Annotated in this window: 14 protein-coding genes and 1 pseudogene; 8 read left to right on the top strand and 7 right to left on the bottom strand. The window is 60.4% G+C overall.

The genetic code is table 11. From position 1 onward, the window contains the following. Positions 1-819: 819 nt before the first annotated feature. The 3 genes from AWB70_RS21555 to AWB70_RS21560 form a co-directional block, all read right to left on the bottom strand. A complete protein-coding gene (locus tag AWB70_RS21555) occupies positions 820-1794 on the bottom strand; it encodes a hypothetical protein (protein ID WP_053572560.1) in 975 nt (324 codons plus the stop codon). A gap of 296 nt (positions 1795-2090) precedes the next feature. Continuing rightward, positions 2091-2261, bottom strand: coding sequence for a hypothetical protein (locus tag AWB70_RS38810; RefSeq protein ID WP_159680280.1), 171 nt, complete (start codon positions 2259-2261; stop codon positions 2091-2093). Positions 2262-2499: 238 nt separating this feature from the next. Beyond that, on the bottom strand, positions 2500-3351 hold the full coding sequence (locus tag AWB70_RS21560) for a hypothetical protein (RefSeq protein ID WP_143281677.1): 852 nt from the start codon (positions 3349-3351) through the stop codon (positions 2500-2502). 843 nt (positions 3352-4194) lie between these two features. Between AWB70_RS21560 and AWB70_RS21570 the strand changes: the two genes are divergently transcribed. From AWB70_RS21570 to AWB70_RS21590, 5 genes are all read left to right on the top strand, one after another. Next, entirely contained in the window at positions 4195-4587 is a 393-nt protein-coding gene (locus AWB70_RS21570; protein WP_053572562.1) for a hypothetical protein, read from the top strand. Between the two features lie 154 nt (positions 4588-4741). Next, complete coding sequence (locus AWB70_RS21575; RefSeq protein WP_053572563.1) at positions 4742-5239, top strand: hypothetical protein; 498 nt, start codon at positions 4742-4744, stop codon at positions 5237-5239. A 141-nt stretch (positions 5240-5380) separates the two neighbouring features. Then, positions 5381-5602, top strand: a complete 222-nt coding sequence (locus AWB70_RS21580) for a DUF3717 domain-containing protein (protein WP_053572564.1) — start codon at positions 5381-5383, stop codon at positions 5600-5602. 21 nt (positions 5603-5623) lie between these two features. Beyond that, positions 5624-6127 carry a hypothetical protein gene (locus tag AWB70_RS21585; protein ID WP_053572565.1) on the top strand — a complete coding sequence of 168 codons (504 nt, stop codon included), beginning with the start codon at positions 5624-5626 and terminating at the stop codon, positions 6125-6127. Between the two features lie 103 nt (positions 6128-6230). Continuing rightward, on the top strand, positions 6231-6533 hold the full coding sequence (locus tag AWB70_RS21590; RefSeq protein WP_053572566.1) for a hypothetical protein: 303 nt from the start codon (positions 6231-6233) through the stop codon (positions 6531-6533). A 102-nt stretch (positions 6534-6635) separates the two neighbouring features. On the opposite strand, the gene flgM is transcribed toward AWB70_RS21590, so the two are convergent. Beyond that, positions 6636-6947, bottom strand: coding sequence for a flagellar biosynthesis anti-sigma factor FlgM (gene flgM / locus AWB70_RS38815; RefSeq protein ID WP_063786791.1), 312 nt, complete (start codon positions 6945-6947; stop codon positions 6636-6638). 486 nt (positions 6948-7433) lie between these two features. Between flgM and AWB70_RS21600 the strand changes: the two genes are divergently transcribed. Together AWB70_RS21600 and AWB70_RS21605 are read left to right on the top strand one after the other, a co-directional pair. Continuing rightward, positions 7434-8171, top strand: a complete 738-nt coding sequence (locus tag AWB70_RS21600) for a nucleoside 2-deoxyribosyltransferase (RefSeq protein WP_060854187.1) — start codon at positions 7434-7436, stop codon at positions 8169-8171. 47 nt (positions 8172-8218) lie between these two features. Beyond that, positions 8219-9151 (top strand): tyrosine-type recombinase/integrase, encoded by a 933-nt coding sequence (locus AWB70_RS21605; RefSeq protein ID WP_060854188.1) that lies wholly within the window; start codon positions 8219-8221, stop codon positions 9149-9151. A gap of 118 nt (positions 9152-9269) precedes the next feature. Here AWB70_RS21605 and AWB70_RS21610 read toward each other — a convergent pair whose 3' ends face one another. Next, a complete protein-coding gene (locus AWB70_RS21610; RefSeq protein ID WP_143281678.1) occupies positions 9270-9692 on the bottom strand; it encodes a hypothetical protein in 423 nt (140 codons plus the stop codon). 703 nt (positions 9693-10395) lie between these two features. On the opposite strand from AWB70_RS21610, the pseudogene AWB70_RS39735 reads away from it, so the two are divergent. Continuing rightward, a pseudogene (locus AWB70_RS39735) lies at positions 10396-10482 on the top strand (SpvB/TcaC N-terminal domain-containing protein); the annotation flags it as partial. Positions 10483-10511: 29 nt separating this feature from the next. Here the strand turns inward: AWB70_RS39735 and AWB70_RS21615 are convergent. Both AWB70_RS21615 and AWB70_RS21620 read right to left on the bottom strand, forming a co-directional pair. Further along, the gene (locus AWB70_RS21615; protein ID WP_053572569.1) at positions 10512-21383 is read right to left on the bottom strand and encodes a Tc toxin subunit A-related protein; all 10872 of its coding nucleotides are present in this window, start codon (positions 21381-21383) and stop codon (positions 10512-10514) included. Positions 21384-21418: 35 nt separating this feature from the next. Then, entirely contained in the window at positions 21419-22339 is a 921-nt protein-coding gene (locus AWB70_RS21620) for a hypothetical protein (protein WP_053572570.1), read from the bottom strand. Positions 22340-22441: the final 102 nt, after the last annotated feature.

Here is a 22441-nt window from a genome sequence, read left to right on the forward strand (position 1 = left end):
ACCACGTGGTAGCCGCCGCTACGGGCCACGGTTGAGGTCCGCCTTCGACAGTTGCCCGATGGTAATCCTGGCCGAGGACCAACTCTTTTTGCGCAACTAGAGGCGACGTTTGCCCAATTTCGTCGAATATTCTGCATCGCAATGGTTGCAATGGTGATAATACGAATTATCACCATTGAAAGATGCGGCGAGGGCGCCGACTTTCTCGGTGCAGCGCTAATGAACCGACAAGCGGTCGCGCTGCGGGCCGCGTGAGTCGCGACGCGCGCAGTTCAACTGGCCCGCATTTGGCTGTCGACCCACCCCGGTCCGAAAGAAAGCGCCGGGAGCCCCGGCGCTTTGTTCGGCATTTGTTGGTGGGTATGCAAGTCATCAGCCCGCGATTGCGACAGCAAATCGCCCGCGCCTTGAAAGGCGCTCGCGTTCGCGCCTCGTGCAGGGGCTCTCGTAACGGGCGACCGAAGCGGAGGCATCCATTTCTTGAAGGTGGCGCCGGTTCCAAAGTGAATTCGGCAAGTCATTTCGCGCAGTTCCGCGCATTCGCGTAGCTGCGAACCATAAAAGACGTACGAAGATCAAACAACGCTTACTCGGATCGCTGGCACATCAACGCGACGTACCAGTATGCGAGCTTCAAATACGGCAAGTCCGCACTCACGACTGGCAAGTACCAGGGCATGCAGGGCGAGTGGTACGAGCCGGCGTCGACGACGAAGCAGAATCTCGTGATGGTCGGCCCGAGCTACGTGTGGAGATAGCGACTGCTTCGTGACGTAGCTGAGGATGCCGGGTGGCCGGCACTATTTGCAAGCCGAAGCATCAAACGTCCACCGTTTGCGGCGGCTTCCGTCGGAAGGCGCGATAAAGCCATATAGCGGCACCGGTTGATGCGCAAAGCATCAGCAAAACTAGGCCGATGAAAAAGCTCAGGCCCACCCATGCAGGGAAAGCGTTTTTGCGAGGTGCTACTTTTAGCTGGTTGCGAGATACTGCAAAATCGTGTGTTAGCGCTGTTTCGGCACGATCTAGCAGCGCATAGTCCGCCACCGTTAGCTCCGTGGGATTGGAGGTTCGGGCTTGAAGTGTCGAGATCATCGAATTGTCTTTGGCGACTGCGGAGAAATCGATCTTCCTATCTTCGAAAATGACGGCGACTCGCTCATGCGCGTTCCATTCGGCTAAAGCCGTGACCCGGCGACTGAAGAAAATTTGGCGCAAATCCTTCCACTCTTTCGGGTCGCGCAATAAGGTGAGCACCACTGGGGAGTCAGGGCTTAAGCGAAGGAAATGAGCGGTCACGCTTTGACCGACGTAGTAGCCGCACGCGGACCCTACGATCGTCGCGACCGCTTTCAACGCGGCCGAGACCGGATTCTTGGCGGCGTAAGCAATTGCCAGGGCGCCTTCACTTTTTAACGCCGCCCACCCCGCGCCGACGTCGAAAACTGCGCTCACAACCTTCGTCACCAACCCGCCGCCTGTGAACGTCAGTGCCAGGGCGCTTTTCGTGGTCCAGAATTCACGGCTTTCTCGTGTTTCGTCCAGATGATGAAGAAGCTCGTCGGTCAAGGGGCTCACAGCCAGATCGCCTTTCTCAAGCCCGTAAGTAAAGCCTTTTGTCGCGTCGATCGGGTAATAAAGAACGCAGTGGTCGCCTTCTTTGCAAGAGACGTCCATGTGCTCCATCGCGTAGTTAAGTATCGCCCATCTCGATCGAGTTTTCTCCCATGTGTCGTATCCGCCGAAGGCAACTCCCATCAAAAATACCAGCGCGAGAATCGATACGAATCGCATCCGAAGTCTCCTTGCTGATGCCGGCCGCCGTTTGAGGACGCCTTGGCAGTCGCAACCTGTTTTCAAAGCATAGGAGATGAAAAATCAGAGCGTGAAAATATTGACGAATGCGCTTCGGGCCTTCGGTCACGCCATTTGTCTGAACGAAAGTTGGGGTGATCCGGGCGTTGCCACGGACTGCCCAGTGCACCTTTCCTCTCGCGTCCGCGATCCACCAAAAGAAAAACCCGTCAGCCTCGGACAAGCTGACGGGTCGGCTCGGGCACGTGGCGCGCGCGGCGCGGTGACGCAACGTCTCAGAGCATGAGGCCGTAGATGTAATGCAGACTGGTGATGGGCGCGATTTCGTTCGGCTGTATTCCGTCGATAGCCGGAAGCAGGTTGCTGTTCGCCTCGGTGGCGGGCTCGATGCTCGATCGCACGCCGTCCGCGCCGAAGACGCTGCCGAGCGCGTCGCTTACGATCAAACGCCGTAATTCGGATTACACAATATATTTGACAGGCGGTTAGTCTCACAGGTGTCCATGTCTTCATTACGGCATGGATTCGCGATCGCTGAAGCGCAACGGAAATCGATGGGGATCGCCGAATGCGCGGAACGCTGCCGCTGTCCAGACATTCACTTGCAAAGCGCGCGTAATTTCACTTCGTCGGACGTTCCGTTCGCAGTCTCCGGAACCTATCCGGATGAACTTGAACTGCCAGTCAACGCGTGGCCGTTCCGATGGGCAGAGATGAGGTTACGGCCGGCCCCGGCGCCATTTCCGCCAGACGCCCGCTAAACTGTTGAATGGCCTGTTCTTGCCGCGCCAACTGCGCCAGTTCCGCGTCAAGGATCAATTTCAAGGCGCGGGCGATTTGCTGTCGCAATCGCGGGCTGATGACTTGCATACCGTCCGAGTCCCAGTCCTTAAGGTCGTAGGCCGCTGCAGACTCGGTCGAGCCAACCATGACGAAGTAAAGCTCGGGAACGAGACGATTTCCAACGTGATGCATGCGGCCCCAGATGATGAGTTTCGCGTTCGTCTGCTTAAGGAACCGAATGGCCGCAAGCGTATTTGCCTTCTTCTCCTCATCGGTCATCGTGATCGGCACGTGGATAGCGCGACCAAGCGGCACGCTGCGAATGCCATGCTGCCTCAGCCACGAAATGTACGAGTCACGCACTTCCTTGTTCGGATCGCCATCAAGATCCGCCACAAGGACTGCTCGATCGTTAGCGTTCAGAACCGGCAACCTTGGCTCTCGGATCGTCGTTACAACCGTCGAAACGCCAGGCAACGTGATCACAAAATCGCGGTTATTAAAACCAAGCGAAGTTGCTGCGACGAGCAGCAGTGCTCCCAGCATCAAGCGTCGTGCAGCCTTCTGTCCAAGCGCGCGAACCAGCCAGCGATACAAGTCGTTCAGCAGGTCATCGAGTTTTGGCGCCGTCGCTTGAGTCCCCGTGGGTGGAAGGCTACTGCCCTGCCTCGAGACTTCTTCCGGCGAGTGGGCGAGACGTTCACCTGGCGAGCTAAAAACGGCCGGATCGGGTAGCAGAGTGTCGGGCTTCACGGCTGACTTCCTCCAGAAAACCAGCATTCGCCGGATGGGAGGGATTGTCGAGGGTAAACACTTAAAGCCCCCTTAAACGCCACTTATTGAGACCCAGGTCGGTTTGACACCGTTAGCAGCCACGAAGGCCTACGTTGCAGTGGTTCACTTGCGCGCGCTGCACCGACGAATGCTGTTGGTGTTCTTTGTTCTTGCTAATGATGTCCAGAGATACCGCTAATGGCCAACCTGCCCGAGACCCGCGCGAGGAAAGGCTGGGAGCGAGTTTGGAGAATCCCTTTCTGTGTTGCGTCAGCGCGGCAGTCGAGCGAATTGATGCACGCTAATTTTGCTAATGCGCCTGCCACCGTGCCGCGTACTGAACGGCGCCGACGTGTCCGCGCCCCGTTGGAAACGTGAATGGCTCGACCCCACTGCGGATCGTTGCCGCGTGCATCAAGTCTGCTGGAGACCGTACCAGTAAGCATTTTCCGCAAGGCCGGCAACTTCGCCGACGCTCGTCGCGCGATTGGCCGTTATCGAAACCCCGACAAGCGTCGCCAACCCTCCCAGGCTACGCTAGCAGAATTAATGGTCACATTAGCGCTTCTGTGAACACGATTAGCAGGAAAAGCGAGTTGCAACAGCATTCGCCTTTGCAGGCTCGCGTGCAGCGGTTACGGTTTCGACGCGTCGTCGGCCACATCCTTTCGGGTCCTTTGCGTCGCCCAGATCTTTACCCCCCGGACAATATAAGAAACCGCCTTGCGTGCCGTTAAACATCGATAGAGTTGGTGAGGGCTGCCTTTTATATGAAAGCCCACACCCGTCCCACAACGGCAACAAGAGAGGAAAACGAAAGCCGTGTTGAAGCGAAAAGTAGATGTTTTTATCGCTGGCGAAGCCTTATTGGCGGCCAAGAAGAAAGTGGTCGACCAGTGCGTTGAGAACGCTAAGTCTGAAGGCTCGAGCTTGACCGGGGCCGAGAAAAAGGGGGCGGGGCTGTTTTTTGCCTTCGCCAAAACGTGCTACGGGTTCTCTGAGGCCACCACAGCCCAATACCTGCGCGTCTACCAGCGCTTCGTCGACTCCCGGCATCGGTCCGAGATGGAGGCACTTTTCAATGCGGGGGAGCTCGCGGTTCTCGCTGCCTACTCGGACGACGAACTGACGGAGATCGTGTCGGCGAAGGCAGCAAACCTCAGTCTTACTCGGGACGGGATCAAACAGCTACTGAAGACCCGCCCAGCAGCTTGACGGGGCACTTCGGTACTGACGTCACGAAAAGCGATCTAACACACGCGCGTCCGCCCGGGCGCCAACTAACGATCTCGAAGTCTGCCCCAATTGCGAACGTACAAGCTGACGTCGGGGGGCGACGATCTACTGATTTCTTAATACAGAGGAACATATGTCGAAACTCGATGGGGCAATTGTTTACGTCGAACTGGAACGCGCCGGAACTGGCCGCGTTGAAATTTACTCGCGCGAAGCGACGAAGGAAGAGGCGCTGCGCATGTTCGAATCCGCGAGCAACGACAGGCGAGCAATTGAGGACGATCTTGCCTCGCGCGTCGCAGCGGAGGTCAAGGGCGACCTGCTCTGCGCAGGCTACTTCTTCGTCGAGGGCGGCAAAGACGCACACGAGGATGTGGCGTTCCCGATTTTGCACGCGGTCGCTGCTATCAGCGAGCATTTCGGCATCGACGCCGAAACGTTGGAGCGCGCGCTAGAACCCGCGAACGTGGCCGCGCTCAGTTCGGCGAGAGATGCGGAACTGGCTTCGTTCCTCAATGACCATCCGGAACTTCTAGCCGGTGCCGAAGCAATCCGCGAAAAGCATGGAAACGTGCAAGCTGCGTTGGCTGCGGAATTGGCCATCGAGTTGCAAGGCGAAGTAAGGCACTAGCACGGTGTCGTCCGCCCCTCTGCCAACGCCGTTGCCCTCACGCGGAACCGGGAAATGCGATGCGCTCGTCGAGGGCTGGGCGACAAGACCCGACGAAGAGGAATATCATCCGCGTTTGAGAGAGCAACGGCTGCTAGTGGGATGAACGAGTACACGATCACTGATATTGAGAACGCCATCAACTATTGGCGATCGCGGCAGGCGGCGACGGATGACTTCGCTGTCTGCCCAAGAGCAAGAGTACTGGCGGACGTGTATGGAACGATGATCTATCATCGACGAGAGCGCGTCGAAGCAAGACACCTGACGGCGGAACAGAATGAAGCGATAGGTCTTGCGCTTGCCCAGCAGGAACTCTTCTGATCCCAACGAGAGAGCGCGAGGATGTCGGTCGATGACAAAGCTTTGGTATGGGTCGATGCGATCGCCGGCGCCGGCCGCGTCGAGATCTATTCGCGAGAGGTATCGAAGGCGGACGCGCTGCGCATGTTTGCATCAGCCAGCAGCGACACGCGAGCGTTCGAAGAAGACCTCACCGACTGGGTGGCAACGGAGATCATCGGCGACGTTCTGTACGCCGGCTATTTCTGCCCTAAGAGCAAAGGCTTAGACGAGGAAAAGCAAGCGTCTTTCGCGCTCGTACATGCGTGCGAAGCGATCAGCAAGCATTTTGGCATTGATGCTGGAGTCCTCGAACACGCCTTGCGGCCAGAGAATCTGGCAGAGTTGGCCGCGGCACGGGATGCAGAGATCGCATCTCTGGTCCATGATGTTCCAGAACTTACGAAGGACGCCGAGGCCGTGCGAGAAAAGCATGCGTCGGTGCAAGCGGCTCTTGCCGATGAGCTTGCGAAGGCGATCGCTGCCGGCAAAATTACGTCCCACTGAGCATCCAAGACGCGCCAGGCGCTGCCTTGACAATCCTGTCGCGTCGGTACTCTAGATAGTGAGCCGAGTGTCCTGACTTGGCCGCTACCAATGGAGAAATTGGATGACTTTTCATATCGACCCCTCGTCCATAGCGTTCCTCGAAACCCGACGTGGCATCAACGCGACGGCGACGATCGTGTCCGAAGAAGGCGTCAAAATCGGGCGAGTCGACGATATCGCCGAGCGAATCGTTGCGGATGTCACGTTTGTATCTGCCGCAGCCCGCTCCGCCTTTATTGAGCAGGCGCGGCGCGTGAATCCCGTAGTCCTTGGTCGCGCTGACCACAACGACGATGTGTTCGCATCGGAGTTCGCACGAGCGCTGCTCGCCGATGCGGAAAAAATCCTGCTGTCTCGCCTCTGACGGTTACGCAGCTCGGTCACGTCTGCACCGGACTCCCCGCACATCCATCACGTTACCGCGTCTGGGTCACACGTCGGCCCCAAAAGACGCCGGCCCATTTCTCTACTCACGTGGCGCTTTGCGCAAGAGATCGCTCGCCATGCCGAGCATGCCGTCGGCGATGTTGCTCGAATCGATGCTGTAGCTACCGTCACGCAACGCGGCTTTGATCGAAGCGACCTTGTCGATATCGATATCAGTTGCGGTCGACGCGCGCAGCGCAGAGTTCGACGAAAGTGTCACCGCTGAGCTTTCCGGCGCAGCGGCTTGTGTTTGCGGGACAGTGCCCGCGGCGTAGTCGGCTCCAACGGCGGACGACCGGCGAACATTAATTTCACGCGACGTATCTGCGCTGGTTTTCGTCTGGATCTGCATGGTGTGGTTCCTCGCTGGCATGTGTCTTCTAACGGTGCTTCCGTTGAAACCTTTACCATCGCAGCAACCGAGAGGGCGCGCCACGAAGTTTGCAATCGGCGGAAATCCTTGGCTGGCGGGGCTTTCCGGGACACGCAACAAATTGAAACAAAGTGTGAGAATCGGTCGGCACTTGTCCTTTCTAATATGGCGCCGGACACGGATGCGCCCTAATCCTATCTGTCCGGCTCTGCCGCCAAAGGTCGATTCGCCTAGAACGTCGACCATTCGCCTTCAGCCACTTCCGCGACTGCTGACGGCTTCGGCACCGCCAAGGGCTTCAACGTACCGGTCGTCGGCCCGCTTCTCTTTGCCAGTTAATGATGACCGTGCTGCAGCCGCTGGCGTGTCGCGATTAGTGTTGAGCAGGCTCACTCACTTGACTCGACGAGGTTGTTGGTAAGCTCATACACGTCGCAACAGCCCTGCAGTCGAAGCAACGAACTGATGCCCAAAAGAAATCCGACGAAGTCGCAGCGCGCCGTGATGGAGTTGCTCGATCAGGGCTTACCGGTCGAACAGATCGCAAATAGTCTCGGCAAGAGCGCCCTGGCCGTGAAGAAGCAGCTCAACCGGATCAAGCGCCGAGTCCGCGAAGGAAGGATCGCGCCCTCTCCTTTGCCGATCGAGCGCGCCGCGAACGAGCCGCGCATCTACCTTGCTGGCTTCGATGTCTTCCGCCGCGACGCGAAGGAACACGGCGAGCACCTCAAGCAACTCTGCCGCGATCGCGGATTTATTGGTCTCTATCCACTTGACGGACAAGTGCCCTCCTCGCTTCAAACGCAAGACGCCGCGCGGTGGATCTACGCCGCGAACATCGAACTGATACGGTCGGCCGATATTGTGATGGCGAACCTCGATGATTTTCGCGGGTCCGGTGAACCAGACAGCGGGACTGCTTTTGAAGTTGGCTTTGCGGCAGCGCTCGGAAAGCCGGTATGGGCGTATCGATCCAACGAAGGGACGCTGGCTCAGCGCGTTGAGGCAGCGGCGACGGGAAGCAACGGCGCTTACTGTGCGGGCGGCTATCTCATTGAGGACTTCGGCCTGAGCGTCAACCTGATGCTCGCGTGTTCCGCGCAGCTCGTTGTGGGCGGACCGGCTGCTTGCCTTGACGCCATCCGGAGCAAGGTCGACGAGGGCACCCCCGTTTTTGGCGGCTTGGGGTTGGCGAAGCGGTAGCTTCGCTGTAGGGTTTGGGTTGAGCGAATTTCAGTATATCGACTTCTATGGCTGGCGATATTTGGCTTGTTACCCCAGAAGACGCCTATGCCGAATGGCAGCGTGAAGAAGCGACGGGCGCAGATCGCCGCGCATTTGCGGACCAGTCAATCGTCCAGCATCGCTCGATGTTCTCGCGGTTCAACGACTATTTGATCGCGCACCGCGCGACGGTGGCGAGTTTCGGGGCGGACCACATCGATGGATTCTTCGTCGATCTCGAGCAGGACTGCGCGCCGGGCACGACAACCCGCCTGCGCTATCTCAAACTTATCGACCGATTCACGCGTCACCTCGTGAACATCGAACTGCGCGCTGACAATCCGGCCGCGCAGATGTTAGTCAACGAGAACTGGCCACAAGACGAGCCAACACCGATCTATCTATCACCGGAAGACGATGCGCGGCTACAAGCGGTGTGCGTTGGAATCGAAGGCGCGGCATTCAAAGACCTGCGCAACACGGCGATCACGGCGCTGTTTCTCGCGTCAGGGGTTACGGCCGCCGAACTTAGGCAACTGCGCGTCGACGACCTCGATATGCATGGCGAGCGCCCTACTGTCTTCATCGACAAGCACGGGCCTCGGATCGCACGACGGGTTCCGATCGATGCCTTCGCGATCGACGTACTGCGCAGCTATCACGAAGCGCGCAGCCGGATTCAGTCGCCAACGCAATGGCTCTTCATCGCCACGGCGGGTGGAAAGCCGATGCAGCCAGATACGATGCTGAAATGCGTCCGCGTAGCTCTACGCCGCGCGGACTTGTCGGCGGCCGACGAGAGCCCGCGCTTACTCAGAAACACGTTCGGCCGCCGGCATATCGTCGCGGGCAAGACCAACGAGCAAGTGAGCAATCTCATGGGCTTGTCGAGCCATCGCACGGCTACTCGCCTTCGTCAAACACTTCTACCGGGCGAGGCGTCCGAAGCACAGGCTTAGTGGCTTGCGGCCGGCGTCGGCCGCGACCGGTTTTCGGAAGCCGTAACCCGCTTGGCCGTGTTACCTGGTCCGTGAAAGGACCAGTAAGTGATCGAATACCCTCGTCGCTCGTAGGCACTTATCGCTTGCCAGATGCTTTGTCCCGGTCTTGCTGCAACCGCAAACGATCGGTCGAATGCGCGCGTCGAGCCGGCGCACGCGTCACGCTAGAACCACCCATCAGCCACCTATCAACGGCTGTATAGCCGGCGTGTGAGAACTCGACCATTTTCGCGACCGCTTTCGCCGTCTGTATTTGTTGCGCGATTTCGAGAGGGATCTCACCACACGCGATTAACACGCCCTTTCCGCTAATCGCCGGCTCTACCGTCTTCCCACGAAATGAAAGACGTATACGAAACGACGGCTGCTCATCCGCTTCTGGCGAGTGCGCAACGTCAAGTGTTGAGTCCGCAAAATCGCTCCACAATTCGGCGAGTTCAGGGCACTCACTGCCAGTCAGCTCCGCCGCACGGTCGAAGCCATCATTCACCTTGGTCATGGACCGGCTGTCGGGGTCAATTAGGTAACACAGAAACATGTCGCCTCCGGCAGTTGCACGTCCATCTCCGAATCGCGGCTGTGAGCTCGCGACTTGAGTTGAATGGCTTGCTGCCCGACCGAGGGACGCGAGCCACGGTCTGCGGGAGCCAACAGCGCGCCGTGTTGCTGATCCCCGCTTTAAGAATAGGAGCAAAAAAGAGCCCTGACCGCGGCTTTCGCGTTCGCCAGACGCAAAAGGGATCGAGCCGAGGCGAAGACTCGTGGACGGAGCGCGGCAAAGGGGGCGAGCCGTACGGCACAGTTCGGCCACGATCCGCCGTTCATCAGCTCGGACATCGCGACGTTCAAACGACTGTTCCTGTCACACAGCGGACTTCTGTGGCGAGCGATCTTGGTATCAGCCGCTTCTTCGGACCGTTCGCATACCTTACGAGATGCTAACCCGCGGTCTACTATCCAATCGGCAGTTATGCGTCACCTTGACGCACTCCATCGCCACGAACGTTCGAAAGCTGCCAACGTTCAAGAGCTGTATAAGGACGAGTCGTACATCGGACGGTCGTGGCGTAACCCTGCAGGAAGTCAAACTCGCGACGATCGAATGAGTGCAGTGGAATAACCATCGGCGGCTGCCAGGTCCGCTCGGATGGGAGCCTGCAGCCGGAACTGGCTCTTTTATATAGCACAGGACAGCGAATGGTCCTTTCGGTCTCGGCTGGAGCTTGAGCGTCCCCGGCATTAGCCGCAAGACATCAAATGGCGCCCCGCTCTATGACGATTCAAAAGATGGTGCTTGCCGGCAGCGGTCAATGTTTGATCACGTACACGTGCAGGCGCAGACGAGCACAACGTCCTCCAGCGACCCCGGCGACAGCCGCGCGCGGGCGGCACCTCCCGGAGAGAGCCACGCCGCCATTGTCCAGTCGCCTGGAGAACTTCCTGCAGGAATGTCACCCCGCAACAGGCCATTCCACGATGCGAGCGCGATGGGCGCTGCGCCAGGTGTTGCGGTTTTGCCGGGCTCAAGCGTGATCTTCAGCGTTCCTTCGTTATGCGTCGCCGCGAGCTCTGGACGCACCTTGACGAACACGCTGATGGTCTCGATGCTGATCTTCCGCGCCTGGAACGCGAACGGGAATCGATCGTTCGCCAGCGACATCGTGAGCGATTGATCTCCCGGTCCTACCGCTGGATCATCGAGGAACCGGTACCAATCCGTCGCATATTCCTGCCGCAAGCTAAACAGTCGCATCACCGGTTCGCCATCGAGATCTTTGATCGCATCCTTCAGCGACTTGATCGCCGCGTGACTCAGCAGCGCACCGCCTTCGCGCGACGTGTACTTCAAGTGCAGCACCACGTCGGCAATGGTGTCGTAGTCGAACTGCCGAAATTCGTTCTGCAGCTCGATGCGCCAGGTCGAGATCGCGCCGCCGCCTTCGAACGGCAGGAAACGCTCGTCGCGGAAGTTGAGCTCAAAGGTTCCGGTGTCGCTCTGCGCCTGACTGGTCGCGATCGACTGCGTCGGCAGCACGTCGAGGGTGAAGCGCGAATCCTGGTCGTCGGTCCGCCGATAGCCGCTCGAGAGCAGCGGACTCTTGCGAATTTCGCTGCGCAACAGCGTCAAGGTGCAATTGACGCCGGTGTAAGGGCCGACGACGCACGGAATGGTCAGCGCCACGCTCTTCAACCGGCGCATGTAGTGGCCGGGGAAATCGAGGTCGAACAGCGTCTCCGGCAGGCTCACCTCGCATTGCCCCGTCTGCCGTAGGCGAATCAACGCCGCCGGATCGACCGTCGCCAGCGACACGTGACGCGTCACCTCGTATTCGCGCCGGTTCAGCTCCATGTAGCTGCGCTCCATCTGCTTCAATTGCAGATGGAGCCGCTCGCCGCTCAACAGTCCCTTGCGCAGGCTGTCCCACGAGCCGAACTGGATGAATGTGTTGTCGGTGCCGGTGGCGAAGCGATAGCAGCCCTGCGTCTGCTTTGCCCATTGATATGCGATCTGATAGCACTGCAGGTGCAGCGTCGCCAACTCGTTCTGCATCCAGAAGTACAACTCCTCCTGCGTGAACTTGCGTTCGGTCAGGAACTCGCGCATCTCCTCGTTCTGCTCGATCTGCTTGTCATGCGCATCGAGATCACGCTCGGCGATCGCGATGCGGATGTCGGCAGCCGCGATCTGCTTGTCGATCTGCTCGATGTCGCGCGCAGCGATGTTGCTCTCCAGCACCCAGGTCTGGTCGCGGCGGCGGAACGACGCCTCGACCGCGGCGTTGTTACCTTCGTACGTTGCCGTCGCCGCATTGTTGCCGACCGAATGGCCCATCGCGGTCAGCGCCGCGCCGATGTTCGACCCGCCGTAGGTCGTACTGCAGTTCGGGGTGCCGATCGAAAAATCGGGAATGGCATAATGCATTGCATTGGCCATGAAGTCCCACGTTGCTGCCTGCTCCTGCCATTCGTTCGCCGAGCGCATCCGTTCCTGTTGATGGACCTCTTCGGGCAGCCGGTTGTCACCGGCGCGGTCACTGACGATCGGCGCCGCCGAGCCCGGCGCGAAGTCCGCATCGGCCTTGTAACCCAACAACCCCTGGTAATGCATGAAACGCTGAGCGGCAACCGCGCGCGACTTGGTCAGCGCGTCGCGGTTTGCCTGTGCCTCGCTCACCTGCGCGGCTTTCACCTTGCGCACCATGTCGAGCATCGCGCGCTCGTGCGTCGTGCGCAGTTGCGCGAGAGTTTCGGCATCGCGCTTTTCCGTTACCGCGAGCAGCGCGGCGCCGAACGAGCGGACCTCCGAGCACATGTCGAGCGCCTTCTGCAGCATGTGCTCGAAGCGATAGCGCGGCAGCGGCGTGTAGAGGTCGTTGAGAACGCTGTTCAAGTCGATGCCCTTCGCCGCGGCCTCGACCAGCAGCGCGGGATCGATCGGCGGATCGAACAGTGGCAACTGCCGCACGACGCCCTCGATGTTCATGCAGTGGCGGATCTTAAACAGCCGATCTTCGATCCGATCCCAATAGCCAAGCAGCTGGTCGTTCGGTGGCAGGCAGAAGAACAGCGTCGTGGTCGTGAGGCCGGAAGGCGCACCGCCGGGCGGCGTCAGCGGCACGTCGCTGGTTGCAAACGGGAAAAGCGTTTCCGCTGCGACGTGCGCGTTCGAAAGCGCGTCGAGCGAGGGCCGGAGTTGCGCAAAGGTCTTCCGGGTCTCCTCGGTCTTCGCGGGGATTTTCTGCGGCCGCGGTCCCAGCAGCGATGACGCGATCACGTAGAGATGCGTTGCTTCGTTGATCGACTCCAGCGTGTCCTGACTGAACAGGTAGTCGCCCCATGAGATGAGGTTGTCGACATAACCCATCACCACGTTCTTCATATACGCGCCGTGGCGCAATCGCGCGATCCGGTGCGGATTGAACGGATCGTGTGCCCACTCGTCGACCTGGTTTTCGAGTTCGTGCTTGCGCTTCAGCTTCGCCGCGTCAGTGCCCTGGTAGTCGAGTAGTTCTAGCATCTCGATCAGGCGCTCTGGTTCCGTCGTCTTGAACGGCAGGAACTTCCAGAACTTGGCCGGCGGCGCTTCGACGCTATTGTCGAGCGGATTGAAGATGAAGTGATACCAGCGCTGCGCCTCGGCGAAGCGCTGGTTTTTGCTCAAGCGTTGCGCGATCAACAGTGGTGCATGGAAAAACAGCTCCCAGTTGTAGAGCGAATACGCGCCGTTCTGGAAATCCACATCCTCGAGCGGGTAAGGCCGCGCCACCGACGACGACGGCGCGTACTCGGTGCGAAAGCGCGTCAGGCCTGTCATCAGCGGGACGCTGTCATTTGTGAGCCTCTGCGTGTCAGTGCCGAGCAGGGTCGCGATGCCATCACGATTCAAGCGGCTGATGAATTCGCACACGTGTGGGTGCCAATGCGTGAGAAACTGATAGCGGAATTCGATGAAGCCGTAGTATGCGGGAATGATCGTCACGCCGGGAACCAGCGGCGCGGCGATCACACTGCCCCCCGGAAGCGTCCCCGACATCGTCGTCATCGTGCGGGGAACGTCGACGTGCGCCGTCGTGGTCGACATCTCCATCGCCACCCTGTCGAGCGCGACCGCTGACGTCACTACCCAGGGATTGATCTTCATCTGTGCTTGCGACGCTACCAATGCAAAAGGCCGCCCGAGATCGAGCTTCGGATTGAACGGTTTTTGCTGCGGTCGCAGTTCAGGCAGATCCGTGTTGAACGGCGTCAACATCCCCGGGTTGAAGTCATACGGCGGGGGTGCCGCCGACATTACCACCAGGTACACGCGCTGAGAATCCTGGTAAAAGAACGGCGAGTAGGCCCTGAAGTCCTGGTCTGGATCGGAATCGAGCACGCGGTACGCGCTCGGCAACCGGCCAAGGATCACCGGGGCCGAATCGAGCTCGAAGTGCTTTTGCGACGGATCGGCGAGCATCCAGTTGAAGAAATTGCTGGTACCTTTTGGACGCAACAGCGCGTAGTACGAATACGCGAGGTTGCCCGGCGAGGTGGTCACCTTGTTGCGGCATCCATCGACCGAGAAGCGTCCGATCCACCGATAGCAGGTAACGCTGCGCGATGTGCCTTCGATTTGCTCGTCGCGCTTCTGCCGCGCATCGCGTTTGCCGCCCTGGACGACGACGGTGTCGACGACGCGCTTGTTGCTCTTCTTGCCCGTCGCAGTGCCGGTGTAGCGCTGATACGCATCGACGTGGAGTTGATCCGAGCCCGGCGAGATGGAGAACAGATGCCCGGCCGGCGGCGGCAGCAACTGGTTCATCTCGAACGAGCTCTCGCTGATATCGACCTCGGCGTAGTCGCCCGCGGTCTCAAGGTGCACCCCATCGAGCTCACCGCCGGAAATCGTCTTCGGGATAATCGTCGGCAGCGTGTAGCTCTGGCTGCCGGTCTCGATACCCATGAAGTAGTCGGTGGTCGTGTAGGTGATCGTCCCCTCCGCCGGCGCGAAGTGATCATGGTACTGCGTGATGCTCGCACTCCATTCGTCATCGGGGATGCCGACCAGCGCCGCGTCGCTGTGCTGGCGCGGCAACCACTTGCCCTGGAAGAATTCGCTCCACGAAAGCCGGATGTCCCATTGCTCGATCGGGCCGAATCCCTGCGGAAGATTCGCGTTGCCGGCGGTGTCCGGCTTCTTGCGGAACGTCGGCCAGAACGCGTACAGCCGTCGGTTCCAGATGATCGGCAGCAGATGCACACCGCTCAGCTCGCCGTTGTCGCCGTCGTCGACACCTTCGATGTCGAGCGGAACCTTCTGCCATGCGCTCCACGTCCCGAGATCCCAGGTGTCGCCGCGCTTGCGCGTCAGCGTCCGGTGGAAGTACACGTGCGGCGTGTTGCGCGTCCGACCGAATACGTGCAGCGCATACGCCGAAGGCTCTTCACGTACGCCGCAGATCTCGAGCCGTGCGACATCGTCGAGCTTCTCCAGATAGCCCAGCAGCGCCTTCTCGGCGTACGGATCGGTGAGATCGCTCTGCAGCAGGTCCGACTCGAGCTCGCGGAAGAACGGCGTGCGATCGTCGCGCAGTTCAGGCTTCAGCCAGTTCTCCGGATAGCGGAACACCTTCTGGTTGGCTTCCCACAACACTTCGCGCTGCATCCAGCGCCAGCGCGGCTCGTCGATCTGTGCCGGGACCACCGTGTACGGTACCAGCGGACCCTGATCCTCGAGTCCCATCAGGCAGCGATGGATGAACAGCTGTACCGATGAGATCGCCTGCTTGATCCGCGATGTCTCGGTGCAGCTCGTGGTGTCGACGTCGACCAGGAAGAACTCGAACAGCCTTCCCGAGTCAGTGACGTTGCGCTCGATGATCGAAGGCATCGCGAGCACGTATCCGAGCAATGCTGCCTTGCGCTGGTCGCGCAATGCATCGCTGAGCGGCTTCGCGACCTCGATCCAGCTCTTGTCGTCGTGCTTGGCGCGCGCGATGTTGCGCATGTCCTGGGCGAGCTGGATCGCGCGCGGTGCGTCCTTGATGGTGAACGCCCAATAGATGACCGATGGCGCTACCGACGTGTCTTCGAGCCGGATTCGCGCCCATTCCCGCGCGCGGTTCGCGGTGATGCCCAGGCGTTGCATCAGCTTGAAGCAATCGGGCAGCCGGCGCAGCCGCTGCTCGTCGTTGAAGTCGGCGGGCTTGAAGCCGAATCCGGACTGGCCCGTGAGAGCATCGATCTCGCTCGCTCGCCAGCCGGTCGCTTCGGCGAGTCGTCGCCGCGATTCTTCTGGTGTCGGCGCTTCGAACACGTCGATGAGGTCGGTCTCGCCGTCAGGGACGACATTCCGCAAGGCTGCGTAGTTGACGAGCCGGACCCATTTCCAAAACTGCACCGGGTCGTAAGCTGTCGCGCCATTCAACGGCAGCTTGCCGAATTCAATCAGCTTCGCCGTGGCGAAATGAACGATCTCCTTGGCATCGAGCCGCAACATCGAGGCGATCAGCGCCGCCTTGGTCGACCGTGTCGCTGCCTGGCCGGAGAAAAGTGCATCGACCGGGGTTACCGAGGCTGCCACCGAAGCGCTGCTCCACGTCAGCTGCACCTTCGAGGGCACGGTCTTCTTGTAATACTCGAGCCGCAGTGAATTCAGCGCATCGGCCTCGAGCTTTAGCTTGCCGGTGCGTGTCGTGGATGGCTGGTCACTCCAGTCGTCGATCAAGAGATGTCCGCCGACCCAAAGCCGAGCGCCGTCGGCGCATTCGATGCTGAACGTGTATTCCTCGCTTCGCTCGGCGACGATCAATCCGCTCCAGCGGACGCTGTAGTCGCCGGCCGGGATCTTTGCGGGATCGGGCGTGGCCGCGGTCCAGTCGAAATCGACCGCCGTGTCGGTGCGCACGAACACAGCGTCGCCGTCGAGCGTCGCATTCGTGAAATACGCAGCGCTCAAGCCGTCGCCCGTAAGCTCGAGGAAGTCGGCGATCGCCGGCTCGCCCGGATCGCGAATCGACTGCATCACGGTCGGATTTCGCAACAGCGCCGCCGCGACCCGGGTCTCGATGCCGAACGCATCCGAGGCGCTCTGCATCACCATCGCGGTCTTCAGCCTCTCACGCGTTCGCGGCACAAGTGCGTCGAGCAGGAATGCGAACTTGCTGCCGATCTCGGTATCGACGACCACAGGGGCCGCCGGAAGATTTCCGGATGGATCGCGCGGCACGACGGTACCAGTACTGTCCAGCATCACCTGGCGGAGCGATGAATCGAGCGATGGACGATCGAGCAGCTTCGCCGTCGCTGTCGCTGGCGCAGCGAAGAAAGTCGCGAGATGATCGTTGAAGAACGTCCGTGGCAGATCGAACAAATCGCCGATGGCCTTGACGTAAGCTGGCTGCACCGCAGCGGGCAGGGGGACAGCGGCGCCGGCGAGTAAGGCCTTTTCCGCTGGCGTCATCACGCCCTGGAACGTCAGCGTGCCGGCACCAGCGTCGTATGTTGTCTTCTGTCGAACATCGACCGGGAACGCGAATGCCGCCGGCAGGCCCGCGAGCTTGAGCGCATAGCGAACGCTGCCATCGATCATTCGGATCGCCTCGTCGACGACGCGCGGATCGCTTTCGACGATCGACAGTTCGCTGCGCGATAGCTCACCGGCAGGATCGGGCTGCACGCGATGCTCGGCCTCGATCTTTGCGAGACCCATGCGCAACGCGTCGAGGAATTGCACCGTCGCCGCCGTCGGCTGCTCGGGCTGCGACGGCGGCGCGACGTGATGGCGGAAGATGAAATCGAGCAGCGCCGGGTTGTAGTTGCCGGCCTGCACCTTGCGCACCAGCTCGATGAAGTCGAACGTGTTGCGCGGTAGGTTTGGGCCGGGCGCAAAAGGATCGGTTCCCGACAGCGTCTTCAGCGTCAGCAGCGCGGGAATCGGAATCGACAACGACTTCGCGAGCAGCACGTATCGATTCAACAACGACAGGCTCGAGAGATTGAGCGTCTTCCCAACGTTAAGCGTCGAAAGCAGCAGGTCTAGATCGGAGCCGCGGATACGGAATGCCGACAGAATCGATGGCACGTGATCGGCGATTTTCGGTGGAGTCAACGGATTGTCGGTAACCGCCTTCAGCTCGCTGCGCGTCTCGTCGAGCACGAAGATCGGCTCGATCCGCAATGCCGCCTTGTTGCGGAACAGCCGGTCGTAGACCGACGGGTCGCCGCGGGTATCGATGTTGCCCCAGAAGCACAGCGACGCCTCGGGCTCTATCTCCAGCTCGCGCTGGACGCGGACGGCATCGGCGAGACGCACGATGAAATCGAACACATCGTCGTACAACACCGCATACGCGCGATCGAGCACTTGTAGTGGCCATTGCAGCCGGCGCCACAAGCGGATGAAAGCATTCAGTCGCAGTAGCTCAGCGCGCTTAAGCAGCGATCCGTCCAGATGCCGAAGAGTCGTCGCATCGAGGTTGCAATCTGCGCCGGCGGGCACGCCGATCACGACGACGTCGCGATGGCTTTCGGCCCAGCGCTTGAACCGATCCTCGGTCATCGACTCCACGGCGAGCTTCGCAGTCTGCGCCGCGCTCAATGCGGGAAACCCCGCCTTGATCCATGCCGACAATTCATCGAGCGAAAAGCCGATCCGCTTCAGCAGATCGACATCGAAGGCCGCGCCGTTAAGGAATCGCGTCTTGACCAGTTCGACCAGCTCCGCATATGTGAACCCGGTCCTCTCCAGGAAGATCGGGACGTATGACATCAGCGGCGAGAGCGGCGTGTCCGACGTCGTGTCGAACTTGAACCATACGCCACCGTCGGCCTCGCCCGTCGCAGCGCCGCCGGCTGCAACCTGGAAAGCACCGAGAGCGGCCTGCGTCTTTGCATCGAACGTGCCGTTGACTGTCAACGGGGGCGCTGCGCCGGCGAGATTGAGGTAGTGCTGCAACGCCTTGACCGCAAGCTTGCGCGGATCGTTGAGCCGCAGCCGCGGCGCCGCGGCGTGCGGCGGGAAGTCGGCGCCCAGGTCGTTCGCTTCGGAGAATCCGTAGGCAACTCCGAGCGTAGCGGCAATCGTCGACGACTGTCCCGAAAACTGCGAGACGGTGACAATCTCGAAATCCTGCGGCGAGAGACGGAGCGTCTCCGTCGAGGTCGCCATCAGCGTGTCAAGCTCTTCGTCGAGCGCGAACGTGCGCAGAATCTCTTCGCGATTGGTGCCGAGATGCTCCAGGTAGATGCGCGCGGTGACGAGCTCGGTGTTGAACGGAAGCGTCAGCGGGTAGACCGTCTTGCGCAATGCATCCGAGGCCTTGGCCGACGACTGATCGGAGTCCTGCGTGAGATACACCGGATTGGCGCCCAGTTCCTCGGCCGTCGGATGCGGTAGCTCGTCGTTCGGAGGATCGGGCGGGCGATTGAACGCGAACGGCTGGTTGTGCGCGATGTAGCTCTCCAGGATCTCGTCGACAAGGTCGATGTACGGGATGCGCGTATTGGTGTTATCGCAGGTCAGCTGGATATGCGCGAGGTCCGGGCGCCGGCCCGTCAGGCGCTTGACGTTGTTTCCGATCAGCACGTCGAGCGGATTGGCCTTCACGGAACCCTTCGGCGTGTCGAGGAACGCCAGAAGGTCCACCAGATACGCGGCCGGACTGTACATCGAGCGGCAGTGCTCGCATGCGCAGAGGTCGAGGCTGCCGAATAGATCGGTGTAGACCGGGTTGTCCTTGACCTTCTGCTCGATCTCGATCGATGCGTGCATGACTTTCGGCAGCGTGCCCTGCGAGAACTGCATCAGGTCGCCGAGCACAGCGGTGACGGTCGAATGAACCTTCAGCGCACGGGCATAGATCGCATCGGCAGTGTCGGTGCCGCCGAGCTTCTCTGCATACAGCTCACGGAACATTGCCTGGGACGTGCGGGTGACGACCTTGTATGCAGAATCGAGGTCGAGTTCGAGCAGCGATTGCATCTGCGGCAGTCCGGTGCTCAACTGGAACGTCCGTTGCAGCCGCTTCAACTGGCTCGACAGCTGATCCTGCTGCTGCAGCGACAGTCCTTCGTAGATTCGCTTGCCGTTCTCGCGCAGGTAGTGCGTTACCGGCGTCGTGCACAAGTCGAAGCTCCCCTGTTCGCGATCGAAGAAGCGGCGCAACAGGTCCGATGCCTCGCGCAATGGTGCGTCACCCGTCTGCGACGCGATCTGCGCGACGTAGCGATTCGGATATGCCGATTGCAGTGTGCGCAGGATTCCATCTGCGGCGTGCTTCTGTTGGTCTGCCGGATCGTCGCCGGGCGAATCCTCCGGAACGCCCGCGGCGCGCACCATGCGGAGCCAGCCATCGCTGTCGATGGCGGTCAGGTCTTCGAGCTGTGACGGCGCGTGCTCGCGCCTGATCCGCTCGACGAGCGGAAGATTGAACGACGTGATCTCGGCCAGTTGCAGCGCGGTCTGCACTTGCAGGACTTCCGATGGTTTCCATCCAAATGCCTCGGGGACGGCCTTCTGCCAGAACTCGTCGACGGACCCGTCGTGTGCGTGGTAGAGATCGAGAAACTTGCGCCGTGCGTCACCCGATTCTAGCGGCGCCACGCCGACCAGGAAGTCGCTCAAGCTCTCGCGGCCGGGACCCATCGGACGATCGGCCTGACTAACGCGCGCACGCCTAAGTTGCTCGATCGTGCCGTCGAAGTCGCGCAACAGGCGCGACGGAATGAAATTCAGCGCCAGCGATTCCTCGAGCTTGCGGCGCCAGGCTGCCTCGCCGGCTTCGAGCAGTGACGGAAGGTCATGTGACAGACCCGGCAGGCTCGCCGGCGGACCGTTGCGCAACAGTCCGTAAAGAACTTCGGGCCGGATGTCGGCATGCTCCGCGAGCTTCCACGCAGAGACATATTCTTCGATGCGCTCGCGCGGCAGGTCGATCTCGCGTGCGACGAACGTGAGATCGCGGAACTTGTCCTCGTCGAGCGCGGTTGGCGAACGATCGCGCAGCAGCGGCGTGATGGCATCGCGCAGGCGCTCGTACTCGCTCGGGGTTCCGTCGGACGCATTGCCGACGATGATCTTCAGTTCCTCGACCGGGCGTGCGGGGATGCCGAGTTGCAAGGCTTCGGCGGTGAGCGGCGTGTTCTGTAAAACGTCCCGAGCCGATGGCAACGGGTCTTTTGCGCTCAGCGGCAACAGGCGGCGCGGACGCTTGTCGCGCGGAGGCCAGGTGCCCGGTTGCAGCCGGTATACGCGGAAATTGGTGATGCGTTCGTCACTACGCTGCAGCGTCAGCATCACGTCGGCAGTGTCCTTGTCTCCGCGCGCGAACTGCTCTGCCGTGTAGAGGATTTCGAAGCGACCCGAGCGATCGGTGAGCTGGCCATCGCGATCACCGAGCGGCTCGCGCAGGTCGTTGACGTCGCGATCTTCGGCGCGCACGCGCACTTCCGGAAGCGGACCCTCGACGCCAATTACCCAGCCGCGCAGGATGAATCTCCCGGATCGCTCCGCGCGCTCGTCGAGCGTACTCAGGGTCTGCGCATCGGGCTGGCCGCTCGCCTCTCCCTCACGCGGTAGGCCAGCTTCCCGCTGAAATCTCGCGAGCGCTGCGCGCGTCGGCTCATCGACTTCGCCGTCCACATAGCCAGCGTCCAGAGCGCCGATGCGGCGCAGCGCGTCCTGCAGTTGTCTTATCGTCGCAATTGTCATAACGGACTCCTGGCTCTACTCTCAAGCCCATCTGGTCATTTGCTTCCCTGGCGAAAATGCTCCTGCACATCGTGAATCATTGCCGCAGCATCGCAGTCGCCCGCGTCAATTCTTGGTTTGCGGTCAAAATAGATAAAAGATGCGACGGATACCAAGCCAGCGGCACCAGCGGCGACCAGTGGTGTTCCCGCCCCGGCGGTTGCCAAGCCAATTGCTGCGGGGATGGCCATGAAGGCGAACTTCAAGCAGGTGTCGATACGGGCTTTCCTGGTGATTGCTTCGAGTTGCCTCACCAGTTCCTCCATCTCGGCCACGGCATCAGCCGATGTAATCTCCTGCTCGATGACGTCTTCCTGCCAGCGGTGAAACCTGGCGCGCTTTTCCTTGAAATCGCCACGCTTTGCCAGCGCGACCGCCTGCGCCAGCAATTCATCGTCCGACTTGCCCTCGCTTTCGGGCACGAGAAATCTGTGCCTCAGGACCATCGCCAGAATTTCCTGGCCTTCAGCATTTGTCGCCTCGGCGTGGTCCTTTTGATAGGCCATCAGTGAGGGATAAGCCCCGAATGCCCATACCTTGGTGACGCCTTCAGGAAGCTGGGGTCGACAGTCCTGTGCCAGGATCATGCGGGTCATGTGATACGCATCTACGCTGGCTTGCTCCGTGACGATATGTTGGCCGTCGAAGCTGACGTCTTTGGCGGCGTCAATGCGCAACTTGTAGCGCTCCTGGGCAAATTCGTTCCATGGCACTCTGATGACCATTTGCTCAGGCAGAAGGTCCAATTTGGCGTCGAGCAAATCCGGCCTCCATTGCCTTTCCCTTTCGGACCACCTCGCCCGCTCCTCCGCAGTGGGAGGGTAGGGGACGACAAGCCGGTCATAGAGCAAGACATCGGCGACGAACGCGTCGCGGCCGCAGATGATCTGCGACGGAGAATGTTCCCCAACGTTCACGGCTCATTTCTCCGATCTCCTAGCGCAGTACGTCGATGTGTTCCAACAGCAAGCACCGATTGCGGTCGAAGAAGTACGTCCCGCCCGCCACGTCTACGACGC

It is taken from the genome of Caballeronia cordobensis, assembly GCF_001544575.2.
GTDB lineage: Bacteria > Pseudomonadota > Gammaproteobacteria > Burkholderiales > Burkholderiaceae > Caballeronia > Caballeronia cordobensis.

Excerpts from the sequence above, each read along its gene's own strand:
- AWB70_RS21555 (WP_053572560.1), bottom strand. The coding sequence starts at position 1,794 with ATGCGATTCGTATCGATTCTCGCGCTGGTATTTTTGATGGGAGTTGCC.
- AWB70_RS21575 (WP_053572563.1), top strand. The coding sequence starts at position 4,742 with ATGTCGAAACTCGATGGGGCAATTGTTTACGTCGAACTGGAACGCGCC.
- AWB70_RS21580 (WP_053572564.1), top strand. The coding sequence starts at position 5,381 with ATGAACGAGTACACGATCACTGATATTGAGAACGCCATCAACTATTGG.
- AWB70_RS21585 (WP_053572565.1), top strand. The coding sequence starts at position 5,624 with ATGTCGGTCGATGACAAAGCTTTGGTATGGGTCGATGCGATCGCCGGC.
- AWB70_RS21590 (WP_053572566.1), top strand. The coding sequence starts at position 6,231 with ATGACTTTTCATATCGACCCCTCGTCCATAGCGTTCCTCGAAACCCGA.
- flgM (WP_063786791.1), bottom strand. The coding sequence starts at position 6,947 with ATGCAGATCCAGACGAAAACCAGCGCAGATACGTCGCGTGAAATTAAT.
- AWB70_RS21600 (WP_060854187.1), top strand. The coding sequence starts at position 7,434 with ATGCCCAAAAGAAATCCGACGAAGTCGCAGCGCGCCGTGATGGAGTTG.
- AWB70_RS21605 (WP_060854188.1), top strand. The coding sequence starts at position 8,219 with ATGGCTGGCGATATTTGGCTTGTTACCCCAGAAGACGCCTATGCCGAA.
- AWB70_RS21610 (WP_143281678.1), bottom strand. The coding sequence starts at position 9,692 with ATGACCAAGGTGAATGATGGCTTCGACCGTGCGGCGGAGCTGACTGGC.
- AWB70_RS21615 (WP_053572569.1), bottom strand. The coding sequence starts at position 21,383 with ATGACAATTGCGACGATAAGACAACTGCAGGACGCGCTGCGCCGCATC.